Source organism: Lactobacillus gallinarum (genome assembly GCF_002160635.1).
Taxonomy (GTDB): Bacteria; Bacillota; Bacilli; order Lactobacillales; family Lactobacillaceae; genus Lactobacillus; species Lactobacillus gallinarum.
Genome location: NZ_NFKZ01000044.1, coordinates 1 through 10,057, shown reverse-complemented (window position 1 = coordinate 10,057; position 10,057 = coordinate 1). Strand labels below are relative to the sequence as shown.

Below are 10,057 nucleotides of genomic sequence, written 5' to 3'. Positions count from 1 at the left end.
GCTATCACCCAAGCTACAACAAACAAAGATGTAGCTACTGAACAAACTAAGGGTACTCAGGCAATTGATGCAGTGAAATTGACTAGTTTGACTGATAGTCAAACTGCTGCTAAGGCTGCCATTGATAAAGCTCTTGACAATACGAAGAGCGAAATTAATTTAGCAACCAATCTTGATCAACCTACTAAAGACAAGTTGATCAAAGCAGCAACTGATGCAGCAGATAAAGCAAAAGACGCTATCACCCAAGCTACAACAAACAAAGATGTAGCTACTGAACAAACTAAGGGTACTCAGGCAATTGATGCAGTGAAATTGACTAGTTTGACTGATAGTCAAACTGCTGCTAAGGCTGCAGTTGATGCAGCTGCCGCTAAGCAAAAAGAATTGATTAATAATTCTAACAACCTTAGTGCTAGCGAAAAGCAAGAACTAACCAACAAAGTTGATTCAGCAACCCAGACTGCTAAGGACGCAATCGATGGCGCAACAACCAACGATGGTGCCACTAATGCAGGCCAAGATGGTAAGACAGCAATCGAACAAGTTGTTCCAACCAGTCTTGAAGACGCTAAGAAAGCAGCTAAGGACGCAGTTGATAAAGATGCCGCTAAGCAAAAAGAATTGATTAATAATTCTAACAACCTTAGTGCTAGCGAAAAGCAAGAACTAACCAACAAAGTTGATTCAGCAACCCAGACTGCTAAGGACGCAATCGATGGCGCAACAACCAACGATGGTGCCACTAATGCAGGCCAAGATGGTAAGACAGCAATCGAACAAGTTGTTCCAACTGATTCTGATGTTAAGAAGAACGCTAATAGTGATCTCGATAACACAGCTGATGCTGCTAAGAAGGCCATCGATGAAACTTCAGGTTTAACTGCTGATCAAAAGCAAACAGCAAAGGATCAAATTGACCAAGCTGTTACTGATGCTCAAGGAAACATCAAGAAAGCTTCTGATAACCAAGGTGTTGCAAATGCAACGGATGCAGGTAAGCTCGCAATCGACAAGGTAAGTGCAAATGCCGCAATTGATGGAGCACTGGCTGAAAAGAATAATTCAATTGAGGGTGCTCCTAACCTGACTTCTGATGAAAAGCAAGCTGTGAAGGAACAAGCTAAGAAAGAAGCAGATAGTGCCAAGACTGCCATTAGCAGTGCATCAACTGTCGGTGATGTTGCATCAGCTAAGAAGACTGGTGTTGATAACATTAATAAAGTATCAATTCCGGCACAATCAGATGCTAAGCAAAAAGCTTCAGCAAATATTGATGACGCAGCAAAAGCCGCAAAGCAGGCAATTGATAATACTAACGGTATTACTGAAAGTGAGAAACAAGCTGCTAAGGGCCAAGTTGATGCCGATGCTCAGGCCGCTAAGCAAGCTATTGGTCAGGGTAAATCTAATAAAGCTGTTACTGATGCAGTCAACAACGGAACTGTAGCAATCGACAAGGTAAGTGCAAATGCCGCAATTGATGGAGCTCTAGCTGAAAAGAATAAGTCAATTGATACTGCTCCTAACCTGACTGATGAAGAAAAACAGTCTGTGAAGGCTCAAACTAAGACAGCTGCAGATGATGTCAAGACTGCCATTAGCAATGCATCAACTGTCACTGATGTTGGATTAGCTAAGAACACTGGTGTTGATAACATTAACAACGTTAATGTTCCTACTACTTCTGCAACTAAAGAGGCTGCTAAGAAGGCCATCGATCAAGCTGCTAAGGCTAAGAATGATGCAATCGAGAAGTCAAAATTAACTGATGAAGAAAAGGCTGCTTTGCATCAGCAAGTTTCTGATGAAGTTACCAAAGCTAAGGCTGCAATTGATGATGCCAAGAAAGCCGATGATGTTAAAACAGCGCAAACCCAGGGTAAAACTGATATTAACAACATTAATGTTCCTGAAACTTCTGCAACTAAAGAGGCTGCTAAGGATGCCATTGATGATGCTCTTAAAAATAAGCAGAGCGAAATTAATGGAGCAACCAATCTTGATCAAACTACTAAAGACAACTTGATCAAAGAAGCAACTGATGCAGCGGACGCTGCAAAGAAGGCTATTGATCAAGCAACTACAGCTGACGCAATTAAGACAGCTAAAGACGATGGCATTTCTAATATCAATAATTTGAACCAAGGGACTGATGCTACTAAGGACAATGTCCAAAATAGTAATTCGAATGGCAAAGTTACTAACGTTGACGATCAAGGCAATACTACGATCACTTACCCAGACGGCTCAAAGAGCACTATTTCAGGTGATGACTACGCTTATAATGATTTCTACCAAGTAATCATAAAAGCTAATGCAGTTCAAGTTTATACTTTGCCAAAAGGTAATTTGACTAAAGAAAAGAAGTTGGTTCATGATACTACCTTGACGGTTTTAGAGACCAAGAAGATTGATGGTCAAGTTTGGTACAGAATTGGCACTAATCGCTGGATTATGGCTGCTACTACTATTAAAGTGGGTGAGCTCGAAAACTTTAAGCTGAAACATTTATCTAAGAAGACGAAGACTACTGCAATTGTATGGGTTAATAAATTAGCTATTTATAACAATGTTAATGGTAAAATGACTAAGAAACATTTGACGCGTGGAACTAAAGTGAGAATTTACGCTATTGCAACCATTAACGATGGTGAATGGTATAAGATTGGTAAGAATAAATGGATTCCAGCTGCTGGTGTTCATGAACTTACTGTTGAACCTTTATAAATTCTGTAAGAATACAGAAAAGCTCGGCAAACAAGCCGAGCTTTTTTCGTACAATTAAAATATAAGAGTAAGCGTCAAATAAAATAGTATACTTAAAAACCGTCTCAGTAACTGTTATACTGAGGCGGTTCTTCTATTTACAACTGGCTTGAATCTTTTCTTACCATGGCAAATAAGCTTCAAGGGCGTCCGATTCTAAAATCTCATCATTCGGCAGTTTCTGAAGCAAATAATTCAAATATTTTTCGGGATCTAGCTTATTTCTCTTGGCAGTTTCAATTAAGCTTAGAATAATGCCACTTACAGTAGCGCCTCTAAAGCTTTGTGAAAATAACCAATTTTTGCGGCCCATTACTAGTGATTTGACAGCTCGTTTAGCTTTATTATTAGATAATTCTAAATTACCATCAAGCAAGATATGTTCAAAAGTCTCTTGATGTTTGAGTGTATAATTAATGGCTTTTCCCAACTTAGAACCTGGTAAAACGGTTGTCTTATTTTTCTCGCACCAGTTGAAGAACTCTTGCATCAATGGCTTAAGTTTTTCTTGTCTTAGCTGGTAACGCTCTTGTTTGCTTAAATTCTCCCAGGTCCGCTCTAAGTAAAACATGCGATTATAGAGTAGCCAGAAACCTTGACCGTCCCAATAGAGGGCTTTGAAGCGATCCTTGCTTCCACCACAAACGATATAAACTTGCCCCAAGTCACTAAGCCTAATCATGGTAAAACTTGCTCAAGTAATTTATTCATTAACTCAGGATCCAAATTACTATAAAAGTTCAATTCTAAGTCATTCTTCTTTAAACTAAGCAACAGATTATTACGTGGTGGCCGCGTCTTCTTTGGTCTGACTGGATGATTTAGAGCCACAATTGGCTGTTGTTTTTCGAGCATAATTCTAACCTCCAATATTTTTGATGAGTTTAGAATAGCTGAAAAAAGAGGACTAAGAAAGATACTCGGTTATCTGACGCTTACTATCCACACGTCTAGAATTTATAATTGAATCCTCCTATGCTGGAATTACCAGTAAAGGAGGATATTTTTTATGAATCATAATAACGATATTGTTGAAGCTAACTTTTCATCTAAGGATATTAACAAGGTAATACTGACGTTGTATCAGCATTATTAACCAAGCTGTCTGATGAAGGTCGCCTACCATTGTCAGAGGCGTTGATGGGTATTACAGATACTAAAACATCATCACAATTGAGTATCTTACAAAATCAGTTCGCCGATATTCAATCACAGTTAGAAAGTATTATGTATTCAGTGACAAAAATGGTCGATTGAACAAGTGGCTCATGTAGTTAGAATCGCCTACAAGACCATCTACAACTGGATTGAGCAAGGAGTATTGGATATTGGCGTGGCTGATTTACCTGACCATGGAATTCGCCGCCGACGAGCCAAAGAAACCCGTGGGACTTTTAGCCATAGACGTTCCATTGAAGATCGTCCCGCTGAAGTTATTGACCGTCATACCTCAGGTCACTTTGAAGCAGATACAGTTTTATCTGGAAAGCGTAAAGGTCAAGCAGTAGCTACGTTTGTCGAGCGTAAGAGTCGTCTTATCATCGTTAAACGGCTTCAGGGACGAGATAGTACCTCAATGACCAAAGCCATTTTAGAATTAGCTAACTAGTTAGAAGATAATCTCAAGCCCCTTACTGTTGACCATGAGAAAGAATTCGCTAACTACAAGCTAATTGAAGAGCAGGCCAGGATTCCCCTCTACTTTGCGCATGCTTATTCTCCACATGAACGGGGCAGTAATGAGAATCGCAACCGAGTACTACGACGCTTTATCCTCAAAGGTCAACCGATTGAGGAAATCACTGATGATGAGTTAATTCAAATTAACTGGTATTTGCACTCCAGGCCACTCAAATGTTTAAACTGGCGCACACCAATTGAGATCTTTTTGCGTAATCTGCGTCACTAACTTTGTTCAAGTTATTTCTTGCAATCTGCCGTTTGAAAAGAGATTAGCCTTTGCGGTTAGTCTCTTTTACTATCTGGTAAGTTGACTGCAAACAGAAAAGCCGCTCGGCTTGAGCGCCAAGCGGTCGTCAAAGTCGCTAAAGCGTTTTCAAAGTCGCTAAACAGTGTTATAATATATTTAACAAATAGGCTGATACCTTAACGGTAGCGCTATTGTTCTGGTGTACTGCAATACACCACTAGTTATTAAATTTGGGAGGTAGGAATAACGATGAAGCAACTCAAATTTTTAGAAACTAAACGGACACCGCGTTATAGTCTGCGTAAGTTTAGCGTTGGTATGGTTTCGGTATTATTAGGAGTAACCATTTTTGGAATTAACTTTACAAATCATTCTGTAAAGGCAGCAACCACAGAAAGCGTTGAAAATTCCAATAGTTCAGCAAACAGTAGGTTGCAACAACCTTCAGCAGTTGGCAATACAACTGTTGAACAAACTAATACTCAGAAAACAACTAGTGCAAAAGAAAAAGTTCAACAAAGTAGTGCAAGTAAGAATGCAACAGCTAATAATTCTACAGAAGCTGCGACAACCTCACAATCTGCACCAAAGACGCAAGGTAGCGCTGACACTGATATTAAATCATCAGCAGCTACAGTAGATCAAAATAACACTAATGCTCAGAAAGCAACTAGTGCAAAAGAAAAAGTTCAACAAAATAGTGCAAGTAAGAATGCAACAGCTAATAATTCTACAGAAGCTGCGACAACCTCGCAATCTGCACCAAAGACGCAAAGTAGCGCTGATACTGATATTAGATCATTAGATATTAGATCATTAACAGCTATATCAGCAGCGAAATTAGCAACTATGAATTTAATGCAAACTACTGGTCGTGACAGAAGTGCAGCAGCTACAGTAAATCCAGATAACATTAATACTCAGCCAGATAAAGAAAATCAAGAATTGGCCAATAAGCATAATCTGACTTCTTCAGATAACTACAGTTCTAATATCTATAAAGGTAAAGATGGAAAGTATTACAAGATTGTAACTATTTATGGTAATGACTACGTTTACCATGCTGCTGATATTCAAGCTAATGGTACTGCTTTTGGGCAATATGCAACGACAGCTGCAGATACTAACAATAATATCCATATTTCTAAAGAAGATTTAGGAAATGGTAAGACCCGTTGGACTGTTGTTTTCTTTCCTCATAAGGGATTACAAAATGTTGGCAGTAACTTAAGTGGGTTACAATCTGCAAAATTTGGTATTGCTCTCACTAATGACTACCAAATCCTTGGTGATGTTGACATGGACATAACTACTGATCCTAATCAAACATTTGTAGCTCATACATTTAAGGACAATAGTAATAGATCTACTGACATTACAGTATCAAATCCATCACCTGAAGTGAAGTTTTCATTTAATCCTAACACAGATGTTGATCCAAATACTGGTTTAATTAATAGTAAAACCATGCCAGCTTATAACAATCAATATTTGCAAGGCCCATACTATTTCAATACTGATGCTTATGCTGGTCGTAGGAACTTATGGCAGACTTACTTTGAAGATGGGGTTGAATATAATAATGCATATGATGAGAATATCCCTTATCTAGGTGGCAATCATGACTTTCATCTTAATAATTTTGAAATTAAAAATAAGACTGGAGTTGACGGTGCAAAACAGGGGAACAAAATCATTTATGACACACTGGGGTATAGGTTAAATTCTAAAAACGCTAATCCTAATGGCGTATTTAGCAGTGATAACTTTAACCAAGCAATGGAATTTAAGTCACAAGGTGTCACTGATCAATCACAATTTTCTTCTTATAAAATTTCCTTTACTACGCAACACACAGACTCTCATGAAGTAGAATTAACTACAGGTCCGAAAAATCAACAATTCTCAGGAATCGCAGCTAATATTTATTCTTTTCAGAATAAATACTATAACATGTTTTCTAGCTTATATGGTGAGCAGAGAGCACTGAATCCAGCTGATCCAGCTCATCCAGCACCATTAAACCCTAAAGATATTATTCCTAATTGGGTTCCTGCCAATGAGGCTATAGGTCAGATTAAGAAAGACTATTTAAATAATGCTCAAATTAATGTTTTGCGGAATAAAATTCTAAATAACATTACAGACCCTGATGCTGTAAAAAACATTGTTAATGAAGGAAATTCCTTAAACGATGCTATGAAAAATCTTGGTAATAGTATCGGACAGTATGATTCTGATAACAAGTTTGCTGATCATAAAGTCGATACAACTAAGGCTTCAGATCGTTATCAATATGCTGGTAAAGATGAAAAATCAGCTTATGACAATGCGACAGATGCAGTAAGTAATATAATTTCTGTAGAAAATGGTACAGTTAACAAAAATAAAGGTACCTATGCAGATCAAGCGACGGTAGAAAAGCTTACTAATGAAGAAAATACGGCATGGTCTGCTCTTGATGGTGTGAAGCCAGACGCTGATAAGATAAAAGTTCCAGACAAGAAGGTACCAGTAGCAGATACCCACAAATTAACTGACACTGAAAAGGGTGAAGTTAAGAAGAATGTGGAAGACGCTAACAAATTCCCAGCTGGCACTAAAGTTGATGTAGGTGATGATGGTACAGCAACGATTACCTACCCAGATCAGACTAAGTCAACTGATACAATCCCTGGTGATAAATTAGTTGAGGGTAAAGATAGCGGCTCAACTTCAGGCCAAACTGACGCTGATAAGATAAAAGTTCCAGACAAGAAGGTACCAGTAGCAGATACCCACAAATTAACTGACACTGAAAAGGGTGAAGTTAAGAAGAATGTGGAAGACGCTAACAAATTCCCAGCTGGCACTAAAGTTGATGTAGGTGATGACGGTACAGCTACAGTAAATTACCCAGATGGTTCAAAGGACACTATCCCAGGTGACCAATTAGTTCAAGGCCAAAAGGGCGACACAACTGATGCTGGTAACATTACGCCAACTGTTCCAGGTGGCAAGGTTACTGTTAAAGATCCAAGTCACTTAACAGATTCTGAAAAAGATCAAGTTAAGAAGAATGTGGAAGACACTAACAAGGGTAACTTCCCAGCAGGCACTGAAGTTACAGTAGGTGATGACGGTACAGCTACAGTAACGTACCCAGATGGTTCGAAGGATGTCATTGCTGGTACTGATTTAATCATCGCTGCTAAAGGCGAAGATGTTCTTGGAAGCAAGTATCATTCACACAAGAATGGTTCAAACTCTAGTCAAGCTGATAGAGTTAAGGGAGCTTCTACTGCTAATGGCAGCATCGCAAACGCTGGTAACAACCTAGGTGTTAAGGGTGAAAGTGATAATGCCATTGGTAATAACAAGGCTACTAGCTTAAAGACATTACCACAAACAGGCACTAAAGATACTTCAATTTTGGGTGTGCTTGGTATGCTTTTAGCTTCACTTGGTCTATTCGGATTTAAGAAGAAGCGCGATAAAGAATAATTTATAATAGTTTTTTATAAATTCTATTGGTAAAAGTATCTAGAGAAAGTTAATTCTCAGATTTAAAAAGACGATCGAAAACTTTTGAAAAATTGTTTTTGATCGCCTTTTTGTGTGAAATGAAAACAAGATTCTACGTAAGCGTAAAATAATCGAGTATCTAGATTAGTTTTAGATTTCAATTATGATTAATTTATCAATATTTTGGAGGTTATTCATATGTCAGAAAAAAAGCTAATCGTCCCTCTTGCTCGTGAGCCAAAAGCTAAAAAGTCTAAGCCAACTCGTAATCATTTACTGCTTTCTTTAAAGAAAAATGACCTAGAATTAGACTTTCAATGTCATTAAGTTAAGCTATTGACATTGGAGAAAAAAACAATTAAAGCATCATTTGGCTTTAGATAGCCAATTTGATGCTTTTTTGCGTAGGCAAATAACCAGTCTATGAGTTCTTGTTTATTCTGATCTGCTGTTGTCATGTCGTTTAATAAGTCCTTTTTTGATATCACGTTCCATAAGTTGACGAACTATGTTCAGGTAGTCTTCTGGAATAGTGTAGCCATGATAGAAATATGGTACTTCACCATCGATAGAAATACCACCAGTTTCATCACCTTTAGGCGATGGACTAGGATTATCTGTCTTGCCACTTAAATAATCGGCTGATGTGTGTAGTACATCTGCAACTGCATCCCGTCCAGATAGTATTAAATGGACACAAGATCACGGCACAGATTATGTTGTGAACCATCGTGAAGACTTGGTAAAACAAGTAAGGAAATTAGGATATAAGTATGTTGATTACATCCTAGAATTAAAGGATTTAGATGGTCATTGGAAAGAAATGTGTGAGTTAATTAAACCAGAGGGACACATTGTTTCAATTACTGAAAATCATCGTCCAATAAATTTAAGGTTGCTTACCAAAAAGAAAGCACACTTTTCGTGGGAATGGATGTATACTAAATCCTATTATCAAACTGAAGATATGATTAGTCAGCATGATATTTTAAACAAAATTGCCCAGATGTTAGATAATGGCAAACTTAAATGCACTATGACTAAGTCATTAGAACCCTTAAATGCAATAAATTTACGAAAGGCTCATAAATTAGTAGAAAGTGGTCATATGACCGGTAAAGTTGTGGTTTATGACTGGGAAAACTAAGCATTAATAGAAAGCTCGCAATTAATTTTGCAGGCTTTTAATTTAAAAAATATGCTATAATTTAGATAAAGAAAAAGGAGATCCAAAGACCTCCTTTGCAGCCCGCTTTAAGAGCGGTGGTCGATATTATAAAAACGTTGAAAACGTCGCCCTATAACTCGCCAAAGTTATTACATTGAGCGGCGTTTTTATTTTTTGTCGTGATGATGGTCGATGTAAGTTAGCAGAGCTAACACAAACGTACCGAACAAAAGCATTAAGGAAATACTGCTATGAAAAATGTAAGCAAATGTATGACTATGTTTTATTTTCATACATTTTGGACTATTCGTGCTTTCCATTTCTCTTACCAACGTCTACGCTAGTATTCCGATATTTCAATTTAGAAGTAATCGCATTGACTATCTCTTTTGGCATTTTTTCGGACGTAGCCTCGCCCGCAATTATCTTATAAGGCTCGATTTAACTCTGGATGCTTTACTAGCAGCGTTAGGTTGGCCATGGCATTTTCGTCGCGATCAACCTTTTTATTGTAATTAGGACAGCTAGGATTATAACAGACAAACTCGTTATGCTTGGTGCCATGCCTTTTATTGCCCTGCAGCGTGATCTTTTCATCGCCTTTTTTGACCAAGCCGCATGCTGCGCATCTTTGCGTTGATGGATATAGCTTGTTGGCAATAATCAGTTCTTTACCATACCATTCG

At 38.0% G+C, this 10,057-nt stretch carries 8 protein-coding genes and 2 pseudogenes; 5 read left to right on the top strand and 5 right to left on the bottom strand.

Annotated elements, in window-relative coordinates; genetic code table 11:
• On the top strand, positions 1 to 2,730 hold a 2,730-nt coding region (locus B5E95_RS09650), incomplete at its 5' end, for a DUF1542 domain-containing protein (RefSeq protein ID WP_143437592.1).
• 160 nt (positions 2,731 to 2,890) lie between these two features.
• On the opposite strand, the gene B5E95_RS09645 is transcribed toward B5E95_RS09650, so the two are convergent.
• Both B5E95_RS09645 and B5E95_RS10745 read right to left on the bottom strand, forming a co-directional pair.
• Positions 2,891 to 3,451, bottom strand: coding sequence for an IS66 family transposase (locus B5E95_RS09645; RefSeq protein ID WP_087236470.1), 561 nt, complete (start codon positions 3,449 to 3,451; stop codon positions 2,891 to 2,893).
• A complete protein-coding gene (locus B5E95_RS10745) occupies positions 3,448 to 3,624 on the bottom strand; it encodes a hypothetical protein (RefSeq protein ID WP_164480605.1) in 177 nt (58 codons plus the stop codon). Before B5E95_RS10745 ends, B5E95_RS09645 begins: the two co-directional genes overlap by 4 nt.
• Before the next feature lie 385 nt (positions 3,625 to 4,009).
• Here B5E95_RS10745 and B5E95_RS09640 point away from each other — a divergent pair.
• From B5E95_RS09640 to B5E95_RS11080, 3 genes and pseudogenes are all read left to right on the top strand, one after another.
• A pseudogene (locus B5E95_RS09640) lies at positions 4,010 to 4,678 on the top strand (IS30 family transposase); the annotation flags it as partial.
• Positions 4,679 to 4,948: 270 nt separating this feature from the next.
• Positions 4,949 to 8,182 (top strand): LEA family epithelial adhesin, encoded by a 3,234-nt coding sequence (locus tag B5E95_RS10575; RefSeq protein ID WP_143437590.1) that lies wholly within the window; start codon positions 4,949 to 4,951, stop codon positions 8,180 to 8,182.
• A 219-nt stretch (positions 8,183 to 8,401) separates the two neighbouring features.
• Positions 8,402 to 8,530, top strand: a complete 129-nt coding sequence (locus B5E95_RS11080; RefSeq protein ID WP_257943038.1) for a hypothetical protein — start codon at positions 8,402 to 8,404, stop codon at positions 8,528 to 8,530.
• Here the strand turns inward: B5E95_RS11080 and B5E95_RS11075 are convergent.
• Positions 8,527 to 8,661, bottom strand: a complete 135-nt coding sequence (locus tag B5E95_RS11075; protein WP_260263548.1) for a hypothetical protein — start codon at positions 8,659 to 8,661, stop codon at positions 8,527 to 8,529. The genes B5E95_RS11080 and B5E95_RS11075 overlap by 4 nt on opposite strands.
• Positions 8,662 to 8,864: 203 nt before the next feature.
• On the opposite strand from B5E95_RS11075, the pseudogene B5E95_RS09615 reads away from it, so the two are divergent.
• Positions 8,865 to 9,350: pseudogene (locus B5E95_RS09615) on the top strand (zinc-binding dehydrogenase); the annotation flags it as partial.
• A gap of 188 nt (positions 9,351 to 9,538) precedes the next feature.
• Here the strand turns inward: B5E95_RS09615 and B5E95_RS11025 are convergent.
• On the bottom strand, positions 9,539 to 9,607 hold the full coding sequence (locus B5E95_RS11025) for a putative holin-like toxin (RefSeq protein ID WP_223876185.1): 69 nt from the start codon (positions 9,605 to 9,607) through the stop codon (positions 9,539 to 9,541).
• A gap of 191 nt (positions 9,608 to 9,798) precedes the next feature.
• A partial coding sequence (locus B5E95_RS09610; protein ID WP_087236466.1) for a zinc ribbon domain-containing protein occupies positions 9,799 to 10,057 on the bottom strand: 259 nt, incomplete at its 5' end.

Coding starts and splice junctions, on each gene's coding strand:
- B5E95_RS11080 (WP_257943038.1), top strand. CDS start 8,402: ATGTCAGAAAAAAAGCTAATCGTCCCTCTTGCTCGTGAGCCAAAAGCT.
- B5E95_RS09645 (WP_087236470.1), bottom strand. CDS start 3,451: ATGATTAGGCTTAGTGACTTGGGGCAAGTTTATATCGTTTGTGGTGGA.
- B5E95_RS11075 (WP_260263548.1), bottom strand. CDS start 8,661: ATGACAACAGCAGATCAGAATAAACAAGAACTCATAGACTGGTTATTT.
- B5E95_RS10745 (WP_164480605.1), bottom strand. CDS start 3,624: ATGCTCGAAAAACAACAGCCAATTGTGGCTCTAAATCATCCAGTCAGA.
- B5E95_RS10575 (WP_143437590.1), top strand. CDS start 4,949: ATGAAGCAACTCAAATTTTTAGAAACTAAACGGACACCGCGTTATAGT.